Here is a 20,037-nt window from a genome sequence, read left to right on the forward strand (position 1 = left end):
CCGGCGGGGGCACTGCCGCCCCGTGTCCTGCCCGACTGTGCGGGAGTGCTACTTCATCATGTTGCGCAGCACGTACTGGAGGATGCCGCCGTTGCGGTAGTACTCCGCCTCACCGGGGGTGTCGATCCGGGTCACGGCGTCGAACTCGATCTTCTCGCCGTTCTCCTTCGTCGCGGTGACGTGGACGGTCGACGGGGTGGAGCCGGAGTTCAGCTCCTCGATCCCGGCGATGTCGAACGTCTCCGTGCCCTCGATACCGAGGGAGCCCCAGGACTCGCCCTCCGGGAACTGCAGCGGGATGACGCCCATGCCGATGAGGTTCGAGCGGTGGATGCGCTCGAAGGACTCGGCGATGACCGCCTTCACACCGAGCAGGAGCGTGCCCTTGGCCGCCCAGTCACGGGACGAGCCGGTGCCGTACTCCTTGCCGCCGAGGACGACGAGCGGGGTGTTCTGCTCCGCGTAGTTCATCGCGGCGTCGTAGATGAACGCCTGCGGGCCACCCTCCTGGGTGAAGTCGCGGGTGTAGCCGCCGGAGACGCCGTCGAGCAGCTGGTTCTGCAGCCGGATGTTCGCGAACGTCCCGCGGACCATGACCTCGTGGTTACCGCGACGGGCACCGAGCGAGTTGTAGTCCTTGCGGGACACACCGTTGGCGTCGAGGTACTGCGCGGCGGGCGTGCCGGGCTTGATCGTCGACGCGGGGGAGATGTGGTCCGTCGTGACCGAGTCGCCGAGGAGCGCGAGGACGCGCGCGCCGGAGACGTCGGAGACCGGGTCCGGCTCCGCCTTCATGCCGTCGAAGTACGGGGCCTTGCGGATGTAGGTCGACTTCGGGTCCCAGTCGAAGGTCTTGCCGGTCGGGACCTCGAGGTTGCGCCAGCGCTCGTCACCCTTGAAGACGTTGGAGTAGTCGTCGGTGTAGAGCTCCTTGGTGATCGAGGAGGCGATGACCTCCTCGATCTCCTGGGTGGACGGCCAGATGTCCCGGAGGAAGACGTCGTTGCCGTCCTGGTCCTGGCCCAGCGGCTGCGTCTCGAAGTCGAAGTCCATCGTGCCGGCGATGGCGTAGGCGATGACGAGGATCGGGGACGCGAGGTAGTTCATCTTCACGTCCGGGTTGATCCGGCCCTCGAAGTTGCGGTTTCCGGAGAGGACGGCCGTGGCGGCGAGGTCGGCCTCGTTGATGCCCTCGGAGACCTCCTGGGGCAGCGGGCCGGAGTTGCCGATGCACGTCGTGCAGCCGTAGCCCACGAGGTAGAACCCCATGGCCTCGAGGTCCTTCCACAGGTCGGCCTTCTCGAAGTAGCCGGTGACGACCTGCGAGCCGGGGGCCATGGAGGTCTTGACCCACGGCTTGGACCGCAGGCCCTTCTCGGCGGCCTTGCGCGCGAGCAGGCCGGCGCCGACCATGACGGACGGGTTCGACGTGTTCGTGCACGAGGTGATGGAGGCGATGGCGACCATGCCGTGATCGAGGACCATCTCCTCGCCGTCGTAGGTGACGGTCGTCGGGTTCGACGGACGCCCCTCGGCACCCGCGGCCGCGGAGGGGATGCGGCCCTTGGCGTCGGCGGCGGAGGACGGGGTGCCCTCGGCGCCGTCGGCCTCCTGCGAGGAGGTGACGTCGGTGGACGGGCCCTCGGAGTCGAAGGTCGGCTCCGGGGTGGAGTTGTCGTCGCCGATGTAGTTGTACAGGTCCTTGCGGAACTGGGCCTTCGCGTCGACGAGCTCGATGCGGTCCTGCGGACGCTTCGGACCGGCGATGGAGGGCACGACCGTGGAGAGGTCGAGCTCGAGGTACTCGGAGTACTCGGCCTCGGTCTCGTCGTCGGGGTCGAGCCACATGCCCTGTTCCTTGGCGTAGGCCTCGACCCGGTCGAGCGTCTCCTGGTCGCGGCCGGTGAGCTCGAGGTACTTGATCGTCTCGCGGTCGATCGGGAAGATCGCGGCGGTGGAGCCGAACTCCGGGGACATGTTGCCGATGGTCGCGCGGTTGGCGAGCGGCAGCTCGCTGACGCCGCGGCCGTAGAACTCGACGAACTTGCCGACGACGCCGTGCTGGCGCAGCATGTCGGTCACCGTGAGGACGACGTCCGTCGCGGTGACGCCCGGCCGGATCTCACCGTGCAGCTTGAAGCCGACGACACGGGGGATGAGCATGGAGATCGGCTGGCCGAGCATCGCGGCCTCGGCCTCGATGCCGCCGACGCCCCAGCCGAGGATGCCGAGGCCGTTCTCCATCGTCGTGTGGGAGTCGGTGCCGACGCAGGTGTCCGGGTAGGCGAGGCCGTCCTTGTCGAAGACGGACCGGGCCAGGTACTCGATGTTCACCTGGTGGACGATGCCGGTTCCCGGGGGGACGACGCGGAAGTTCGAGAACGCGCCGGTGCCCCAGCGGAGGAACTTGTAGCGCTCCTCGTTGCGCTCGTACTCGATCTCGACGTTCTTCTCGAGGGCCTCGGAGTCACCGAAGGCCTCGATGATGACGGAGTGGTCGATGACCATCTCCGCCGGGTTGAGCGGGTTGACCTGGTCGGCGTCGCCGCCGAGGGAGACCACCGCGTCACGGATGGTCGCCAGGTCGACGACACAGGCGACGCCCGTGAAGTCCTGCATGATCACGCGGGCCGGCGTGAACTGGATCTCGATGCTCGGGTCCGCCTTCGGGTCCCAGTTGGCGACGGCCTCGATGTGCTCCGGGGAGACGTTCAGCCCGTCCTCGTTACGGAGCAGGTTCTCGCCGAGGACCTTCAGGGAGTACGGCAGCTTCTCCATGCCGGGGACGGCACTGAGCCGGAAGATGTCGTACGTCCTGTCGCCGACCTCAAGTGTTCCCTTGGCGCCGAAGGAGTTCTTGCTTTCAGTCACAGTAAGCTCCTGAATCTCTTCTCGTAGTCGTTGTTGTCGCCACCGTCCGACCGTGGATCTGGTCGCGGACGTCGGTAGGACCAGAGCGGGCGGGGCCACACTGCACATTGTGTCAGGTCCCGGACCTCTCCGTCGGACACCACTTTAACAGTACGTCCGTATTGCTATGCAAAACGGCGGGCGGCGGGGTGTCGCCGCCGGCCGGGCCCCGGGGCGGTGCTAGACATGACCGCGAGAGACGGGCGACCCCGCGCCCGTCGGACGACCCCGACCCGGGCGGCCGCGCCCGGGGGAGAAAGGTGGACCGGTGATCCCCGCCGACATCGACATGGGACGCATCCTCAGCGACCTCGCCGACAGTGACGTCTCCGACGGGCTGCCGGGGGACCGGTCCGACAGTCACCCGGCCCACGGCACCGAGGGCACGGACCGGGGGGACGCGGGCGTCGACACGGCGACCTGGCACGACGCGGTCACCGCCGCCGACAGGTCCGGCGTCGGCCCGCTGAAGGTCGTCGTTCTCGACGACACTTCCGCGTCCGGTCCGGACCTCCGGGACGTCGCCCAGACGGTCAAGGACGACACGGGGGCCACGACGGTCGTCGTGCAGACCCCCGGCAACGCCGCCGCGGTGAGCTCCGCACTGACGCGGTCCCAGATCGAGAAGAACGAGCACCTGCTCGCGGGGACGACGTCCCCCTCCGCCGCCACCGACTTCCTCGTCGCCGCCGACCACAGCGCGACGCCGACCGGGACGGTCACCGCCCTGACCGTCGTCGGTGCCCTCGTGGCCGCAGCGGTCGCGGCCGCGGCGACCGCATTCACGGGCCGGGCGACCGCACGGGTCCGTCCCGCCACCGCGTGACGACCGGCCGGATACCACCCCGGTCAAGTCTCCCATCCTGACTTACAGCCTGACGTCCGGGTGACGACCCGGTCGCCGACACCTCCCCGCGCACAGCCGCGCACAGCAGGGACGGCCACGTCAGTGTGTCCCGGCCGTCGCGTCCGGTCTGACGTCCGGGTTCCGGTGCCTTCCCGCACACAGCAGGCACGGGCAGCTCGTGCGCCCCGGCCGCCACGTCCGCCGTGTCCGCCGCAGACACCCCCTCCGCCCCGGCGCCACCACCCACCCCGTGCGCCTCGGTCGCCACGTCCGTCACGCCGACCGCACGCACCCCGCCCGTCCCGCACGCCACCGCAGTCAAGGTTCGAGACCTGTCCATACTCAAGTCAAGGTTCAGACTTTGAGTACGACCACGGTCGACGTCGCAAGCTCACACTCCGGGCGGTCACTAAATGTGACCAAGATCACACGTAACGCCGATCTCGGGAACGCAGCTGGTCAAGTCACATTCCGTGACCACCGGGCCGGATGTGGAACATGTTTCGCGTGTGGTTGCAGTTTCGGAAGGTGCAGGGAGTGCTTTACGGTGCACCTATCGAGCGTTGATAACAGCTTGATTACAGCGTGGTTCCAGTGGACCACGGTCTGTACCCGATATTCGGCGATCCGCCCCAGGGCGACCGTCGGGCCCGGGGCCGGTCCGCATGGGGAAGTGCGGACGGCCGGGCCGCGGTGCACGCGGTGGATCGCCGTTGCCGGATCACGGACCGTCCGCTGGGCCGACAGGCACCACCAAGGACACAACGAGGCCACCGCGCGAGACCGGGTGGCATCCGAGGAGAAACACAGTGGCACTTCGCACGAACGCCCGGGGCAGCGCCCGGGGCTCCATCGCCCGCTCCACGCGAGCGTTGCTGGCCTTCGCGGTCACCGCGGGCGTCTCCGTTCACGCGGGCACCGCCGTGGCTGACCCGTCGGGCGACGACGCGGTCTCCGTCGAGAAGTACCTGGCCGATCTCGTGTCCCAGGTGTCCTCGGCCGAGAAGGACGTGGCCGGGGCGGAGGGTGAGCTCGGTGGCCTCCGCGAGTCGGCGAACAAGGCCCGCGTCGACTTCGACCGCAGCCAGGCCGAGGCCCAGGAGGCCCAGGACAAGGTCCTCAGCGCCCGGGGCCACCTCGACTCGTCGCAGACCGACCTCGAGAAGGCCCAGGCGAAGCTCAACGACATCGCCCGGTCGGCCTACGTCAACGGCGGCGACGCCAAGCCGGTCACGCTCGCGTCCGGCGGCGACGCCGTCGCGGACACCCTCGACCGGTCCTCCTACATCCGCCTCGCCACCGAGAAGCAGAAGAGCGAGGTCGACCGGCTCGACCTGGCCCGGACGCAGGCGGCGAACGAGGAGTCCGCGCTGCGCGGCAGCCGTGACGAGGCGGACTCCCGCCTCCGGGACGCCCGCCAGGCCCGCGAGGCCGCGGAGCAGACCCTGCGGGACTCGGCGCAGGCCGTCGCGCAGAAGATGCAGGACTACCAGCGCCTGCGGGCGCAGCAGGACGAGGCGAAGGCGAAGCTCGAGGCCGCGCGCCGCGCCGTCGACAGCCAGAGCGCCGCGGCGAGTTCCTTCGACAAGCGCCGGGCCGCAGAGGCCGCGGCGGACGCTGCCGACAAGGCGGCGGAGGAGAAGGCGGCCGCCGACAAGGCAGCGGCGGACAAGGCCGCGGCCGACAAGGCGGCGACGGACAAGGCTGCGGCCGACAAGGCGGCGACGGACAAGGCTGCGGCCGAGAACGCTGAGCCGCAGCAGGGCGCCGACGGGACGACCGCGACGCCGGACGTCCACATCGACGAGAAGCTCGGACCGGTGGGCGCGGGGGAGAAGGCCGCCGTGTCCGCCGCGACGGGGTCCACGGAGGCGGCGGCGTCGAGCACGACGCCGTCCGCGACGACCACCCCGGCGACGACCGCGGCCACCACCGCGGCGGCGACGACCTCCGCCAGCACCTCGACGACGGAGATCCCGGACAGCTTCCCCGACACCCCCGAGGGCGACGCCCTCCGTCAGGCCGCGATCGACGGCCTGCGCGCGACGGCCGACGCGGCGACCACCGCCGCCCAGGGGGCCCCCGGCACCCACGCCGTCGACGCCGCCCTCAAGGCCGGCCGGCAGACGGCCAGCCAGCACTACCGCGCCATCACCGCCGCCGACGAGACCGGCGGCGCCGCCACCGGCACCGCGACGGACAGCGACAGCGACAGCGACACGACCTCGGACGGCACGACGTCGGGCACGACCTCCGGGACCGACAGCACCGGCACGACCTCCGGGACCGACAGCACCGGGGGCACCGGCACCTCCGACGACTCGGGGGCCGGGACCTCGGGGACGGGCACGCCGGGGACCTCCGGCACGTCCGGCACGTCCGGTGACGACGAGGACGACTCCGACGACTCGACCTCGTCCACCGGCTCGGGCACGTCCTCCGGCACCTCCTCGGGGTCGGGGTCCACGGGGTCGGGGTCGACTGGCAAGCACTCGTCGTCCACGGGCGACACCTCGGGCACCCGCTCGGAGCGCATCGAGCGCGTCATCGCCCGCGGCAAGTCCCAGCTGGGCGTCCGCTACTCCTGGGGCGGCGGCAACTACGACGGCCCGACGATCGGCATCCGCGACGGCGGCGTCGCCGACCAGTACGGCGACTACCAGAACGTCGGCTTCGACTGCTCCGGGCTCATGATGTACGCCTTCGCCGCGGCCGGCGTGAAGCTCGACCACTACTCCGGTTACCAGTACACCGCCGGCGAGCAGATCCCGGTGGCCCAGGCCGAGCGCGGGGACATGCTCTTCTGGGGCGCGGGCGGGTCCGAGCACGTCGCCCTCTACCTCGGCGACGGCAAGATGCTCGAGGCCCCGCAGTCCGGCTCCCAGGTCCGGATCTCCGACGTCCGGTGGGGCGGCATCCAGCCCTACGCCGTCCGCGTCATCGACTGAACCGACTGACCGGACCGACGGGCACGGCCTCCCGGGCACGGCCCGAGACCCGGCCGACCCCCGCTGACCCCCACCGGCCCCCGGTGGGGGTCAGTCGCGCAGGAGCTCGCGGACGGCGTAGTCCACCGCGGTCATGCGCGCGGTCCGCACCGCCCGGCTCAGGGGCAGCAGCTGCGGATCGCGGGCGGCGCCCAGCTCCGACGCCCGGGCGACCTCGACGATGGCGGCGACCCGGTCGGCACGAGCCATGAGCTGCGCGGCCCGGTGCGGGACACCCACCGGAAGTCCCGGCAGGGAGAAGAAGTCGGTGAGGGTACCGACCTTCAGGCGCACGTCCCCTCCCGCCACCGACCCCGCTGCACCGGGGACACCGGCTGGCCCACCGGCCTCCACGAGGTGGGCTGCCCGGACGGTCGCCTCGCGGAGCAGTTCGTCGGCCTCCCCGGGGCTGAACACCGTCAACGGCGGGACCCGACCCTCGCACCGGTACCACGTCCACTGCACCAGCGACCCGTCGACGAGCGTGGGCACGACGACGTGCACGACGTCCGGGTCGGCGTCGGCGACCGTGATCCCCGCCCCGGCCCGGGTGACCGCCGCCGCCCCACGGGTCCCCGCCGGGAGGGGCGGGACGTCACCGGGACCGGCGAGCGCGAGCCCGATGAGCGGGCGTTCCTCGTGCCCGACGGGCGCCTCGTCCGTGACCAGGCGGATCCCCCGGAGCAGCTCCGCGATGCCGGACGGCCCAGTCCCGACGGCGCCGTCGAAGGGGTCGCCCGACGGACCGTCGACGACCACCGAGTGGGCCGGCCCCTGCACCTCGTGGAAGGCGTCGATGAGCTCGTCCGCGGACAACGCGCCGTGCACCCACCAGCCGAGCCACACGGCGGTGTTCTGGACGGGTGACCACAGCTGTTCGCGCAGCGAGAGCACCGGTTCGTGGGAGGTCATTCGCCCTAGCCTAGAGTGGTGCCCCATGAGGTTCAACGACATGTACGGTCCCGACGTCCTCGCCGGCCGGGGCCGCCGCGGACACGGCCGGCCCGCCGAACCTGAACCGCCGACGGTTCCCGCGACCCCGGGGCTCGTGGTCGAGGAACGGGCCGGGGGTTGGGTCGGCGCGGTGACCGGGTTCGAGCGCACGTACGACGGCGACTTCGTCCGGCTCGAGGACCGGCACGGCCGGGAGCGACTGTTCAAGCTGCGGCCCGGGGCGTTCATGATCGACGGGGAGCGGGTCACCCTCGTCCGGCACGTCGAGAAGCGCGCCCCGGAGCGGTCGAACTCCGGGTCCCGCCGGGTGGCCAACCTCGAGGCGAAGGTCGCCGCCCCGTCACGGATCTGGGTGGAGGGGATTCACGACGCCGCGATCGTCGAACAGGTGTGGGGCCACGACCTGCGCGTCGAGGGGGTCGTGGTGGAGTACCTCGAGGGCCTCGACAACCTGCCGGCGATGCTCGAGGAGTTCCGGCCCGGCCCGGACCGGCGCGTGGGGGTGCTCGCCGACCACCTCGTCGAGGGGACGAAGGAGTCGCGGCTCGCCGCGGGCCTCGGGCCGCACGTCATGGTCACCGGGCACCCGTACGTCGACATCTGGGCGGCGGTGAAGCCCGCGAGCGTGGGGATCCGCGCCTGGCCGGACGTCCCCCGGGGTGAGGACTGGAAGACCGGGGTGTGCGCGCGGCTCGGGTGGGGGGACCCGAAGGAGGGCTGGCACCGGGTGCGGTCCGCCGTCACGACCTTCCGGGACCTCGACTCGACGCTCATCGGCGCGGTCGAGAGGCTCGTGGACTTCGTCACCGTCCCGCCGGAGGACTGAGCCCCGGGCCCGGGGCGGGGTTCAGGTCCGGGGAGGGCGGGGCCCGGGCGCAGGCGCGGGACCTGGGGGCGGGGGCGGGGATGGACCGGGGGGAGCGGGGGTGACGTCGGGGGTGCGGGTGCTCCGTGGGGGTGACTCCGGTTCCCCTGTCCGCGCCGTCACTTATGGTGTGTCCATGGGCCCACTCATCTGGTTGATCGCCGCGGTCGTCCTCGCGATCGCGGAACTCGCCGTCATGGACCTCTCACTGCTCATGCTGGCTGGCGCCGCGCTCGTGACGTCGGGGGTCGCCCTCGCGGGGGTCCCCGTGGGCGTCGAGGTCGCCGTCTTCGCCGTCGCCGCGCTCCTCCTGTTCACCCTCGTGCGCCCGGTGGCGCGCCGGCACCTGGCCGTCGCCGCCGAGGACCGCCGGTTCACCAGCCGGGAGCTCGAGGGGCGGCCGGCCGAGGTCGTCGCCCCCGTCGACGGCGACGGGCACGACGGGCGCATCACCGTCGACGGCGAGCTCTGGTCCGCCCGCTCAGTCGAGACCGGCGTCACGTACGCCCCGGGCGACCGCGTCGTGGTCGTCGCCATCGAAGGCACCACCGCCGTGGTGTGGAAAGGAGTCTCCTGACTCATGCCGGGACTCATCGCTCTCGCCGTCATCGTCGTCCTGGTCGTCACGTTCCTCGTGAAGGCCGTCGCGCTCATCCCCCAGGGTGAGGCCGCCGTCATCGAACGCCTCGGCCGGTACACCCGCACCGTCTCCGGCGGGCTGACGTTCCTCATCCCGTTCATCGACCGGGTGCGCGACAAGATCGACACCCGTGAACAGGTCGTGTCGTTCCCCCCGCAGGCCGTCATCACGCAGGACAACCTCACCGTCGCGATCGACATCGTCGTGACCTTCCAGATCAACGAGCCGGAGCGCGCGATCTACGGTGTCAACAACTACATCGTGGGCGTCGAGCAGATCTCCGTGGCGACGCTGCGTGACGTCGTCGGCGGCATGACCCTCGAGGAGACACTGACGTCCCGTGAGGTCATCAACCGCCGGCTCCGGGGCGAGCTCGACGCCGCGACGACGAAGTGGGGCCTGCGCATCAGCCGCGTCGAGCTCAAGGCGATCGACCCGCCGGCGTCCATCCAGCAGTCGATGGAGAAGCAGATGAAGGCCGACCGTGAGAAGCGGGCGATGATCCTCACCGCCGAGGGCCAGCGCGAGGCGGACATCAAGACCGCCGAGGGTGAGAAGCAGGCCGCGATCCTCGCCGCCGAGGGCGAGAAGCACGCCCAGATCCTCCGCGCGGAGGCCGACCGGCAGGCCCGGATCCTGCGCTCCGAGGGTGAGCGCGCCGCCGCGTACCTCGAGGCGCAGGGCCAGGCGAAGGCGATCCAGAAGGTCAACGCCGCGATCAAGGCCGCCCAGGTCACCCCCGAGGTGCTGGCCTACCAGTACCTGGAGAAGCTCCCCGAGATGGCGCAGGGCAGTGCGAACAAGGTGTGGATGCTGCCGATGCAGTTCGGCGACTCCCTCGAGCAGTTCGCCCGGGCGATGGCGAACAAGGACGACGACGGCGTCTTCCGCTACGAGCCGGAGCCCGTCAGCGACGAGGTCCGCGAGGCCGCGAACGAGACGACGTCCGAGGACTGGTTCAGTTCGGAGTCCGCCCCGGAGATCGCCGAGGCCGTCGCCGCGGCGAACGCGGTGGCGAACCGTCCCGTCGACGCCGACGACGCCGTCGGCCTGCACCGGCCGGGGGCGACGGCGTCCGCCGCACCGGCGTCCCCGGTGACCGGGACCGGCGCCGCGACGGCCGGAACCGACGGTGCCGACGGTGCCGACACGACGGGGGAGCCGGGGGAGTCCACCGACGACGGGGCGGCGTCCGACCGCTGACGTCCCGGAAGGACCGGAGCCGCCACCGCCGACGCCCGGCGACCCGTCAGCTCGCCGGCAGCTCGCCGACCCGCGCGAGCATGTGGACGGCGAGCTCCCACCCGGCCTGCTCGGCCTGCCACCCGGCGGCGGAGAGGCGCTGCGACATCGCCTGCTTCGAGATGCCGACCTCCTGTGCCGCCTCACTCTGGAGGTAACCGCGACGCATGAGCGACGTCGCCTCCCTCCCCTCCGCGGTCCGGCGGGAGAGAACGTGGGCGATGAGCGTGAAGGCCGCCGCGATGTCGGCCGCGACGGTGACCGCCGCCCCGGCGGCCTGGACGCCGCCCGGACCGGGCGACTCGATACGGACCGCCACCGACCCCGCCCGGCCCGACCGACCGAGCGCGCGCCCGGCCGCGCTGACGAGCTGACTCTCGTCGACGTCCGCGGGGTCCCCGGTCACCGCCCCGACGCCGATGGCGAAATCCCCCGCCTGGAGGAGGTTGAGGATGACCGTCGTGGCCCCCTCCGCCTCAGGGCTGAGGACGACGAAATCCACCGGCCCCCGGTCGACCCGCTCCGACACGGCGGCCGTCGCCGCCAACGCGTCCGCGACGTCACGGACGTAGTCCGCCCGGCGACGGGCGCGGCCGCGGTAGGAGGCGTGGATGGAGAACATGGGAGCCACTGTACGCCGTCCACGGTGGTGACTTGACCGGGACCGGTATCTGTGGCCACCCGGTGCCGCGCCGGAATCACACCGGCGTCACACCGGCGTCACGCCCCGTCGCCCGGCCGGGTCCGCTGCCGCGCCCGCGCCCGGATGACCCGGGACTCACGGACGGTGAGGACGACCCCGACGACAGCGAGGAGGGCGCTCACCCCGAGGATGCGGGGGTCGCCGTCCGTCGCGAGGGCGTCCGTCGCCAGCACGGTCACGACGGTCCCCGGTGCCGACCCGGCGACGGTCGCCGCGAGGTAGGGAAGGGCGGGCACGGTGCTCACCCCGCAGGCGTAGTTGAGGAGGCTGAACGGTACGGCCGGGACCATGCGCAGCCCGAGGACGGCGACCCAGCCGCGTTCCTCGAGGATGTCGGCGAGCACGGCGAGACGACCGGGTGCGCGACCACGTCCGGTCCGGCGCACCACCGACCGGGCGGCGGACCGCACGATGACCAGCGAGACCGTCGCCGAGGCCAGGAGGCCCGACAGCGCCGCCGCGCACCCGAGCACGGGCCCGAAGAGGACCCCCGCGCTGACGGTCCACACCGTCCGGGGAAACGGCACCTGGGTGAACAGCACCATCGCGACGAGGTAGACCGCCGGGGCCCAGGCGCCGGTGCGCCGGACGGTGTCCCGGATGTCCCCGACCGCCGGGACGGGGACGAGGACGACGACGACCACGAGCACGATCACGGCCACGAGGCCGAGGATCCGCATCCGCGTCGGCACCCGGCCCCACGTCGTCGCGGCCCACCGGAGCCGACGCGTCCACCCGGTGCGCCGGCGGGGAACCGGGTCACGGGGGTCGGGGGAGCCGCCGGTGCCGGCGGTGCCGTCGTCACGATCAGTCACGCGGGACAGTCTAGGGGCCGGGGCCCGGGGAGCCGGCACGGCGGGCCGGGCGGGCCGGGACGAGGGGCATGCGGCCCCGGGGGCGAGAACCGTCGGCCAGGGAGGAGGGGCATGCGGCCCCGGGGGCGAGAACCGTCCGCCGGGGACGAGGGACGTGCGGCCCCGGACGCGAAAAGACCCGCCGGGAAACATCCCGGCGGGTCATGTCCGCTTCTGTGTCCGGAGGGGGACTTGAACCCCCACGTCCGTTAATAGGACACTAGCACCTCAAGCTAGCGCGTCTGCCATTCCGCCACCCGGACAGGGTGTGCACGCGGTCACCGTCCGTGGCCGTGTGCGCTGGGGCATACTGTATCGTGACCCCGCCGACGTGACAAACCGGCAGGTCACAGCGCAATTTCCGAATCCGTCCGGGGAATAGGACGATGCGCGCCGGGGAACGGGCGGAGGAGCAGGCCACCAACCGCCCACACGACGGCCCACGGGGAGGACCGACCGGCTGCAGCGCCTCACGCGACGAGGCATACTGGGGAACCATGACCGGACACAGTGGCACCGACCGACACCACAACCCCACCTACATCGACGACAGGTTCCCCGGCGCCGACCCGTACGCGCCGCTGACGGACCTGCCGCCCCTCACCGTCACCAGCTCCTCGTTCTCCGACGGGGACCGCCTCCCCGCGGAGCAGTGCGGCCCGGACGGGGTCTCCCCGCAGCTCAGCTGGGAAGCCGGCCCGGAGGGCACGGAGTCGTACGCGGTGACGTGCTACGACCCGGACGCCCCGACCGGGTCGGGCTACTGGCACTGGGCCGTGTTCAACATCCCGGCGGACGTCACCGAGCTCCCCGTCGGCGCGGGGGACAACGACCTCGTCGGCCTGCCCGAGGGGGCCGTCGCCCTCAAGGGCGACAACGGCAGCCGGGGCTACTACGGCGCGAACCCGCCGGAGGGCCACGGGCCGCACCGGTACATCTACACCGTCCACGCCGTCCCGGAGCGGCTCGACGTGAGCGACCGCGCCCGGCCCGCGATCCTCGGCTTCACGCTGAACTTCACCGCGACCGCCCGCGGCATGATCTGGGGCTGGACGGAGAACTGACGGACGCGGGCGCCCGGGGGGCGGTCGGTCGCCGGTCCAGCGACGTTCTTCTCCGACGGACCCGTCAGTCGGTCCCGGGGAGTGCCGGCCGACCGCCCGCTCGTCGTCGGCCCCGGGGAGTCCCGGCCGACGGACCCGTCAGTCGTCGATCCAGGGGAGTTCCCGGCCGACGGCCTCGCTGACGGAGGTGAGGCCGTGCCGGCGCACCTGGTCGGCGATGCCCAGGTGGATGTCCCGGATCCAGTCCGGACCCCCGTAGATCAGCCCGGTGTACCCCTGGAGCAGCGTCGCCCCCGCCCCGATGCGCTCCCACGCCTGCCGGGGCGTCTCGATGCCCCCGACGCCGACGAGCACGAGGGACGACCCCGCCCGCCGGTGGATCCTGCGCAGGACCTCCAGGGCACGCGCCGCGACCGGCCGACCGGAGATCCCGCCGGCGCCGAGCGCCGCGATCTCCCCGGGGGACGCGGACAGTCCCTCGCGGCTGACCGTCGTGTTCGTCGCGACGATGCCGGTGACCCCGAGCTCCACGGCGAGGTCGGTCACCGCGTCGACGTCCTCGTCGCTGAGGTCGGGCGCGATCTTCACGAACAGGGGGCGCGGACTGACCTCGCGCACCGCGTCGATGATCCCGCGCAGGCTCTCGACGGCCTGGAGGTCACGCAGCCCCGGGGTGTTCGGGGAGGACACGTTGATGACGAGGTAGTCGGCGAACTCGCCGAGGATCCGGGCCGAGTGGTGGTAGTCGGCCGCGGCGACGGCCGGATCGGTGAGCTTGCTCTTGCCGATGTTCACGCCCACCGGCACCGCCGTCCGGCGGAGCAGCAGCCGGTCGACGGCGGACCGGGCCCCGTCGTTGTTGAAGCCCATGCGGTTGAGCAGCGCCCCGTCCTCCGGGAGCCGGAACAGCCGGGGGACCGGGTTCCCCGGCTGCGGCAGCGAGGTGATCGTCCCGATCTCGGCGTAGCCGAAGCCGAACGCGCCCCAGACGTCGACGCACCGCGCGTCCTTGTCGAACCCGGCGGCGAGCCCGAGCGGCCGCGGGAACCGGACCCCGGCGACCGTCTGGACGAGCGCCGGGTCGTCCACGGCGAACACCGACCGGAGCGCGGCGAGGGCCTGGGGCGACGCCGACAGCCGCTCGAGCGCGCCCGTCATGAGGTGGTGGATGCGCTCCGGGCGGAGCCTGAACATGGCGCGGAGCGCCGCCCGGTAGGCGACGCCACGGACGCGACGGACCGTGCTCCGCGACGCCGGGGAGTCCGTCCGCGGGTCGATCCCGGCGTCGGTCCCGGTCTCGGTGGTGGAGTCGGCGCCGGTCCCGGTGTCGGTTCCGGCGTCGGTGCCGTTCTGCGTCGTGGTGTCGGGCGGTGTGTCCGCCCCGGATGGTGTGCCTGCCGCCGGGGCGGAGGTGGTGTCGCGCTGTCCCATGGTCTCGGTCTGTGCCCTTCCGTGTGCTGTGCAACGAGTTCGTGGTCTGTGAACGAGTACGTGGTCTGTGTCGGTGCCGCGTCCGGTGCGCTCCCGCGGGGTGGCCGGCGCCGGTCCCACGGGGCACCGACGGCGCCACCGTCACCGGCGCGGGCCGCGGGGTCAGGACCGCACGCCGGCCGTCACCTGGTCCGCGGGGATCATCTGGAGCGTACCGTCGTCCCCGGTCAGCAGCAGCGAACCGTCCCGTCCGTCGACGACCCGGCGGACGTCCCGGACGGTGCCGAACGACCCGACCTCGACGGGGGTGCCGGAGTCCACCCGGTAGGCGGTGAGCCGGTTGTCACCGGTGGTCGAGACCCACATGAGCGCACGCGGGGAGTCCCACGTCACCGCGTACGGCGACGGACCGGTCGGGACGGACTGGTGGAGCATGACGACCTCGTCGAGGGTGTAGAGCAGCGCCTGGTCCTGGCGGGTGTCGGACGCGACGGCCACGCCGTCGGTCCCCGACCCGGCGGCCAGTGTCCCGACGCCCTGGCCGATCCGCAGGGCGGCGAGGTACTTCCGGTCGCTCAGCCGCATCTCGGTCACGCTCGACTGCGCGTGGTCGACGGCCGCGAGCCGCTCGCCACCGTTGCGGTCGTGGAGGAGCACCGTGGCGTCGACGGAGTCCGAGGAGGGGTCGTCGTCGAGGAACGCCCCGTCGGCCCCGTAGAACTGCATCCGGTCCCGTCCCTCGACGGCGACCGCGACCGTGCCGTCGGCGATGACGGCCGCGGCGGTGGCCGTGCCGTCGACCTGCACCGTCCGCACGGTCCGGCCGTCACCGTCGACGACGATGACCGAGCCCCCGCACGCGGCGGTGACCCCGCGCGAGGTCGTGGAGAGGGTCGTGCACTCCCGCGGGACGTCGACCGTACGGCCACGCCCGGTGACGAGGTCGGAGGGGGCACCGATCTCGAGGGACCCCTCGCGGAGGAGGGCGACGTCGCCCGGCGCCCCGGAGTCGTCACCGAGCCGGGCGAGGTCACGCACCGGTGCGCCCCGGCCCGTGCGGCCCGCCGGGTCACCCGCGGCGGGGGAGGCTGCGGGGGTGGCGGCGACGCCGACGACGGGGCCGTTGCCGCTGTCACCGGTCGACTGTTTCACGACGTCACCGGTGCACGCCGACGCCCCGAGGAGCACGGCGGCGGAGACACCGACGGCGAGCACCCCCCGGGGGCCGGCCCACCGACGGGCCCGGGGTCCCGGAACGTCCCGGTCGGAGGGTGCTGAGCTGGGGGAGTGCGACGAGCGGATCACGGTCATCACGCTACTACACGGTCCGTGACGCCCCCGGGCGGGACCGCGCCGGTACCCGCTCCCGTGGGAGGCCCCCGCGCCGCGGCGTCGGGACGGCCCCACCCTGCGGTAGCCTGACGAGCCATGACCACAGCCGCCGCAGCCGCCTCCGTCACAGACGTCTCAGACATGAGCTGGCTCCAGACGATCGTCCTGTCGATCGTCCAGGGCCTCACCGAGTTCCTCCCGGTGTCCTCCTCCGGACATCTCCGGATCATCTCCACGCTGTTCTGGGGACAGGACGCCGGCGCGTCGTTCACCGCCGTCGTCCAACTCGGCACCGAGGCCGCCGTCCTGCTGTTCTTCGCCCGGGACATCTGGCGCATCGCCACCGGGTGGTTCGCCGGCGTCGGGGAGTGGGTCACGGACCTGCGGACCCGGCACGGACGACGCACCCGGCGTGACAGCCTCGACTACCGCATGGGGTGGATGGTCATCGCGGCGACGATCCCCGTCGGCCTCGTCGGCTACCTCGCGAAGGACCTCATCCGCGACAACCTCCGGAACCTCTGGATCACCGCGGCCGTGCTCATCCTCTTCTCGTTCGTCTTCATCCTCGCCGAGCGGGCGGGCACGCACCGGCGGTCGTACGACGGCCTGCGGATGCGGGACGCGGTCATCATGGGCCTGGCCCAGTGCCTCGCCCTCATCCCGGGCGTCTCCCGGTCGGGGGCGACGGTCTCCGCCGGCCTGTTCCTCAACCTCGACCGGGAGGTCGCGACGCGGTTCTCCTTCCTCCTCGCGATCCCGGCCGTCCTCGCGTCCGGCCTGTTCTCCCTGCCCGACGCGTTCCACCCGACCGACGGCCAGGCGGCGTCGGGTCTCCAGCTGGTGGTCGGCACGGTCGTCGCCTTCGGCATCGGCTACGCGTCCATCGCGTGGCTGCTGAAGTTCGTCGCGCACCACTCCTTCTCTTGGTTCGCGGCGTGGCGCATCCCGGTCGGGATCATCGTCATGGTGCTGCTGGCGACCGGCGTGCTCACCGCCTGACCGGACCGGGTGCGCACCACCCGACCTGACCCGGCGACCACCGCCCGACCACAGCTGGTGTGCGCCGCCCGACCGGACCGGGCACCCACCGCCGGACACCGGCCGGTGTGCCCGCGGCCGGGGCCGTCCCTACAATGGGTCCCCATGCGATCCTGGCCAGCACCCGACGTCCCGACCCTCCCGGGCGGGGGAGTACCCCTGCGCCTGTACGACACGGCGGACGACCGGGTGAAGCCCGTCGCCGCCGGGGACACCGGTGAGGTCGGCGTGTACGTCTGCGGGATCACCCCCTACGACTCGACGCACCTCGGCCACGCCGCGACGTACGTGACCTTCGACGTCGTCAACCGGGTGCTCATGGACAACGGCCGTGAGGTCCACTACGTCCAGAACATCACCGACGTCGACGACCCGCTGTTCGAACGCGCCGAGCGCGACGGCGTCGACTGGCGCGACCTCGGCGACGACCAGATCGACCTCTTCCGTTCGGACATGGCCGCGCTCGCGGTCGTCCCGCCGCGGGAGTACGTCGGGGCGATGGAGAGCATCGACGAGGTCGTCACCATGGTCGGGCGGCTCGTCGAGACCGGGGCCGCCTACCAGCTCGACGACGAGTACCCGGACGTCTACGTCGACCACACCTTCACCCCGCAGTTCGGGTACGAGTCCCGGTACTCCGCCGAGGAGATGGACCGGTACTTCGCCGAGCGGGGCGGGGACCCGGACCGGCCCGGCAAGCGGCACCCGCTCGACGCCCTCGTGTGGCGGGCCCACCGTGACGGGGAACCGGCGTGGGACTCGCCCTTCGGACCGGGCCGTCCGGGCTGGCACATCGAGTGCTCCGCCATCGCGACGAACCGGCTCGGCGCCCACTTCGCCGTCCAGGGCGGCGGCCACGACCTGCGTTTCCCGCACCACGAGTTCTCCGCCGCGCACGCCGAGGCCGCCCTCGGGTGCACCCGCATGGCCGGGCACTACGTCCACACCGGCATGATCGGCCTCGACGGGACGAAGATGAGCAAGTCGCTCGGCAACCTCGTCTTCGTGTCCGTCCTCGTCCGCGAGGGCCACGACCCCTCGGCGATCCGGCTGGGCCTCTACGAGTCCCACTACCGGGAGGACCGGGACTGGTCCGACGACGTCCTCGAGCGGGCCGAGCGCCGGCTCGCCCGGTGGCGTGACGCCGCCCGGGCCGCGGCCTCCGCCCCGGCCGCCACGGTCGAGCTGCTCGTCTCCGACGTCCGCGCGGCCCTCGCCGACGACCTCGACACCCCGACGGTGCTCCACCTCATCGACACGTGGTGCCGGAACTTCGCCGCCGGCTCAGGTGCGGACGGTGCCGAAAGCACGGAGGGGTCGGACGGCGCGGCCCCCGACGCCGACGACGCCACGTCGCCGTCCGCGGGGGAGATCCTCACGACGCTCTGCGACGCCCTGCTGGGGGTGAACCTCGCCCGATGACCGACACCCCGGAGACCCCCGACACCCCGGACCCCGACCGGACACCGCGACCCCCGTCGACGTCCGCGTCGTCACCCTCGGCCCCCGCACCCGACCCCCGGACGGCCGCCGAGGTCACCGACGCCGCCTGCGACACCTTCCGGGACAACCTCGAGGCCATGGCGACGGGCAGCTACCTGCGCCCCGACGACCTCGAGCTGTGGGAGCCGCCGTACCCGCCCTCGGTCGTCGCCGACGCCGACGCCGCCGTCCGGGACCTCGTCTCGGCCGGTCGCACCGCCGTCGAGCAGGGGACGGGGACGATCACCCTCGACCTGTGCGACGCGGTCGCCACGGCGGTCGCCCGCCTCCGCGGGATCAGCGACGCCCACGGCGGGGCGGTCCTCGAGGAGGAGGAGATCGCCGACGTCACGGCCGTCCTCGCCGCGCTCAGCGACGAGACGGGGGCCGACGGCGAGGTCGTGCTCACCCACGCGGAGACCCTCCTCGACGAGGAGTGACGCCGCACCGGCGCCCCTGCCGCAGGTCTCCCGGCCCGCCCCGGCCGGTCGGCCTCGGATATGCTCGACGACGGTACTGACCGACCCCGGTACGCGACGCCCGACCGGCACCACGCCGGTGGCGCCCGACCCCCGCCGGGGCAGCGACGACGAAGGGTGACAGCGGCAACCATGAAGGCGATCCTGTGGGACATGGACGGCACGCTCGTCGACTCGGAGCCGTTGTGGGGCATCGCGACGGCGGAGATGTCCCGGGAGATGGGCCGCACCCTCACCCCGGAGGTCCGGGCGTTGACGATCGGGGGGACGACCGCGGAGACCGTGCGCACCGTCGCCCGGCACGCGGGCATCGACCTCGACGACCGGTGCGTCGCGTCGTGGACGACGTGGATGCTCGACCGGGTGACGGACCTCATCCGGGACAGCCTCGGGTGGCGGCCCGGGGCGCAGCGGATTCTCGACGCCTGCGCCTCCGCGGGTGTGCCGTGTGCGCTGGTGACGAACACGGCCCGCCGCCTCACCGACGTCACCCTCGAGACGATCGGGCCGGAGCGCTTCGTCCTCACGCTGTGCGGTGACGAGGTCACGCACGGGAAGCCGGCCCCCGACCTCTACCTCGAGGCGGCCCGCCGGCTCGGGGTCGACCCGGGGGACTGCCTCGTCGTCGAGGACTCCGCGAACGGGATGCGGGCGGCGCGCGACGCCGGCTGCCGTCTCCTCGGCGTCCCCGAGGAGGGCACCGTCGTCCCCGGGGGCGTGACCACCCTCGGCGAGCTCCTCCCCGGGCACCGCGACCTCACCGACGTCACCCTCGACGATCTCCGCGCCGTGTGGGCGCGGCTCGGGGCGGGGAGCGGTCATGAGACAATGGCCCCCGTGAAGAATTTCGAATCCCTGTTTGAGGAACTGTCGCAGCGGGCGAAGGACCGCCCCGAGGGGTCGGGGACCGTCGCCGCCCTCGACGCCGGGGTGCACTTCCAGGGCAAGAAGATCGTCGAGGAGGCCGGCGAGGTGTGGCTCGCCGCCGAGTACCAGTCCGACGACGAACTGTCCGAGGAGATCTCCCAGCTCATCTACTGGCTCCAGGTCGTCATGGTCGGCCGCGGCCTCACGCCGGAGGACATCTACCGGCACCTGTAGGGCGGGGACCCTGTCGGGCGGGACCACCCGCCCCGCCCCACCGTCCCCGCCCCGACCCGACCCCCACAGTCCCGACCCACCCCGACCCGCCCCGACCACCGAGGA

16 protein-coding genes and 1 tRNA gene are annotated in these 20,037 nt (G+C 72.6%); 10 read left to right on the forward strand and 7 right to left on the reverse strand.

Annotated features, from left to right (window positions below):
* Positions 1–48: 48 nt before the first annotated feature.
* The gene (locus CBOVI_RS05585) at positions 49–2,871 is read right to left on the reverse strand and encodes an aconitate hydratase (protein WP_010271049.1); all 2,823 of its coding nucleotides are present in this window, start codon (positions 2,869–2,871) and stop codon (positions 49–51) included.
* Between the two features lie 307 nt (positions 2,872–3,178).
* Between CBOVI_RS05585 and CBOVI_RS05590 the strand changes: the two genes are divergently transcribed.
* Both CBOVI_RS05590 and CBOVI_RS05595 read left to right on the forward strand, forming a co-directional pair.
* Positions 3,179–3,736: an Rv1476 family membrane protein gene (locus CBOVI_RS05590; RefSeq protein ID WP_010271046.1), complete on the forward strand. Its 558-nt coding sequence runs from the start codon at positions 3,179–3,181 to the stop codon at positions 3,734–3,736.
* An 830-nt stretch (positions 3,737–4,566) separates the two neighbouring features.
* Positions 4,567–6,705 carry a DIP1281 family NlpC/P60 protein gene (locus CBOVI_RS05595; RefSeq protein WP_010271044.1) on the forward strand — a complete coding sequence of 713 codons (2,139 nt, stop codon included), beginning with the start codon at positions 4,567–4,569 and terminating at the stop codon, positions 6,703–6,705.
* A gap of 90 nt (positions 6,706–6,795) precedes the next feature.
* Here CBOVI_RS05595 and CBOVI_RS05600 read toward each other — a convergent pair whose 3' ends face one another.
* Positions 6,796–7,656, reverse strand: coding sequence for an Rv1486c family protein (locus CBOVI_RS05600; RefSeq protein WP_029157939.1), 861 nt, complete (start codon positions 7,654–7,656; stop codon positions 6,796–6,798).
* A 25-nt stretch (positions 7,657–7,681) separates the two neighbouring features.
* On the opposite strand from CBOVI_RS05600, the gene CBOVI_RS05605 reads away from it, so the two are divergent.
* From CBOVI_RS05605 to CBOVI_RS05615, 3 genes are all read left to right on the forward strand, one after another.
* Entirely contained in the window at positions 7,682–8,524 is an 843-nt protein-coding gene (locus CBOVI_RS05605; RefSeq protein WP_010271039.1) for a DUF3097 domain-containing protein, read from the forward strand.
* 175 nt (positions 8,525–8,699) lie between these two features.
* Positions 8,700–9,140, forward strand: a complete 441-nt coding sequence (locus CBOVI_RS05610) for an NfeD family protein (protein WP_010271036.1) — start codon at positions 8,700–8,702, stop codon at positions 9,138–9,140.
* 3 nt (positions 9,141–9,143) lie between these two features.
* Positions 9,144–10,406 (forward strand): SPFH domain-containing protein, encoded by a 1,263-nt coding sequence (locus CBOVI_RS05615; RefSeq protein ID WP_010271034.1) that lies wholly within the window; start codon positions 9,144–9,146, stop codon positions 10,404–10,406.
* Between the two features lie 46 nt (positions 10,407–10,452).
* Here CBOVI_RS05615 and CBOVI_RS05620 read toward each other — a convergent pair whose 3' ends face one another.
* The 3 genes from CBOVI_RS05620 to CBOVI_RS05630 form a co-directional block, all read right to left on the reverse strand.
* Positions 10,453–11,067, reverse strand: coding sequence for a hypothetical protein (locus CBOVI_RS05620; protein WP_010271032.1), 615 nt, complete (start codon positions 11,065–11,067; stop codon positions 10,453–10,455).
* A 98-nt stretch (positions 11,068–11,165) separates the two neighbouring features.
* A complete protein-coding gene (locus tag CBOVI_RS05625; protein WP_010271029.1) occupies positions 11,166–11,963 on the reverse strand; it encodes a TVP38/TMEM64 family protein in 798 nt (265 codons plus the stop codon).
* 216 nt (positions 11,964–12,179) lie between these two features.
* Positions 12,180–12,265: transfer RNA gene (locus CBOVI_RS05630), tRNA-Leu, on the reverse strand.
* A gap of 234 nt (positions 12,266–12,499) precedes the next feature.
* Between CBOVI_RS05630 and CBOVI_RS05635 the strand changes: the two genes are divergently transcribed.
* The gene (locus tag CBOVI_RS05635; protein ID WP_010271027.1) at positions 12,500–13,066 is read left to right on the forward strand and encodes a YbhB/YbcL family Raf kinase inhibitor-like protein; all 567 of its coding nucleotides are present in this window, start codon (positions 12,500–12,502) and stop codon (positions 13,064–13,066) included.
* Between the two features lie 138 nt (positions 13,067–13,204).
* Here CBOVI_RS05635 and CBOVI_RS05640 read toward each other — a convergent pair whose 3' ends face one another.
* Positions 13,205–14,497: a quinone-dependent dihydroorotate dehydrogenase gene (locus CBOVI_RS05640; protein WP_010271014.1), complete on the reverse strand. Its 1,293-nt coding sequence runs from the start codon at positions 14,495–14,497 to the stop codon at positions 13,205–13,207.
* Positions 14,498–14,659: 162 nt separating this feature from the next.
* Positions 14,660–15,802, reverse strand: coding sequence for a hypothetical protein (locus tag CBOVI_RS05645; protein WP_125187408.1), 1,143 nt, complete (start codon positions 15,800–15,802; stop codon positions 14,660–14,662).
* A 168-nt stretch (positions 15,803–15,970) separates the two neighbouring features.
* Here CBOVI_RS05645 and CBOVI_RS05650 point away from each other — a divergent pair, with 168 nt between their 5' ends.
* The 4 genes from CBOVI_RS05650 to CBOVI_RS05665 all read left to right on the forward strand — a co-directional run bounded on the left by CBOVI_RS05650 (position 15,971) and on the right by CBOVI_RS05665 (position 19,932).
* Entirely contained in the window at positions 15,971–16,831 is an 861-nt protein-coding gene (locus tag CBOVI_RS05650; RefSeq protein WP_010271008.1) for an undecaprenyl-diphosphate phosphatase, read from the forward strand.
* 144 nt (positions 16,832–16,975) lie between these two features.
* A complete protein-coding gene (gene mshC / locus CBOVI_RS05655; RefSeq protein ID WP_043362136.1) occupies positions 16,976–18,292 on the forward strand; it encodes a cysteine--1-D-myo-inosityl 2-amino-2-deoxy-alpha-D-glucopyranoside ligase in 1,317 nt (438 codons plus the stop codon).
* Positions 18,289–18,792 (forward strand): hypothetical protein, encoded by a 504-nt coding sequence (locus CBOVI_RS05660; RefSeq protein WP_010271004.1) that lies wholly within the window; start codon positions 18,289–18,291, stop codon positions 18,790–18,792. The genes mshC and CBOVI_RS05660 overlap by 4 nt, the downstream gene beginning before the upstream one ends.
* A 171-nt stretch (positions 18,793–18,963) precedes the next feature.
* Positions 18,964–19,932 (forward strand): phosphoribosyl-ATP diphosphatase, encoded by a 969-nt coding sequence (locus CBOVI_RS05665; RefSeq protein ID WP_029157938.1) that lies wholly within the window; start codon positions 18,964–18,966, stop codon positions 19,930–19,932.
* The last annotated feature ends 105 nt before the right edge of the window (positions 19,933–20,037 follow it).

The organism is Corynebacterium bovis DSM 20582 = CIP 54.80 (assembly GCF_030408615.1).
GTDB lineage: Bacteria > Actinomycetota > Actinomycetes > Mycobacteriales > Mycobacteriaceae > Corynebacterium > Corynebacterium bovis.